A 708-nucleotide genomic window follows, 5' to 3' on the forward strand; every position below is an offset into this window, starting at 1 on the left:
TTGGGCGATGCGCTAGCGATGAGCGGCCGGCAGCGCGATGCGCTGGCGGTCTATGCCGCTGTGCCCGCCACATCGCCCTATGCCGCGATTACCCAGGCTGACATGGCCTATCTGCTGCAGCAGCAGGGCCGCGCGCAAGACGCGATAGACCTGCTGGACGCCGCCTATGCCGCCACGGGTGCGCGCCGGGTTCTGCTCGCCAAGGGCGATGTGCTGCGCGCAGAGCGGCGCTACGCGGAAGCGGAGGCGGTGTTCGATCAGGCGATGCGGGCAGGCGGCGCGCAGGAAGCGCGTGCGGACTGGCGTCTCTATTTCGCGCGCGGCGCGCTGCGCGAACGCACGGGACGCTGGCAGGAGGCCGAAGCCGATCTGAAGCGAGCGCTGGAACTCTCGCCCGATCAGCCCGACGTCGCCAATTATCTCGCCTACACCTGGGTGGAAATGGGCGTGAATGTGGAGCAGGCCCTCGAGATGCTGCGCAAAGCCGTAGCGCAGCGCCCGCGCTCCGGGCCGATCATCGACAGCCTGGGCTGGGCTCTGTTCAAGCTCGGCCGCTACGAGGAAGCGCTCGTCTATCTGGAGCGCGCCATCGCCCTTTCACCGGGCGACGTGGAGATCAACGACCACTTGGGCGATCTCTACTGGCGGCTTGGCCGGGAGCGCGAGGCGCGGTTTCAGTGGGCGCGCGCACTCACGCTTGATCCGCCC

General features: G+C 68.5%; 1 protein-coding gene. It reads left to right on the forward strand.

Features of this window, described 5'->3' with window-relative positions; all coding sequences use genetic code 11:
- Window positions 1–18: 18 nt before the first annotated feature.
- Window positions 19–708 (forward strand): tetratricopeptide repeat protein (locus ACLD7X_RS17555; protein WP_411424978.1); only part of this gene is annotated, 690 nt, incomplete at its 3' end.

Source organism: Aphanothece microscopica RSMan92, assembly GCF_046613545.2.
Lineage (GTDB): Bacteria > Cyanobacteriota > Cyanobacteriia > PCC-6307 > Cyanobiaceae > NIES-981.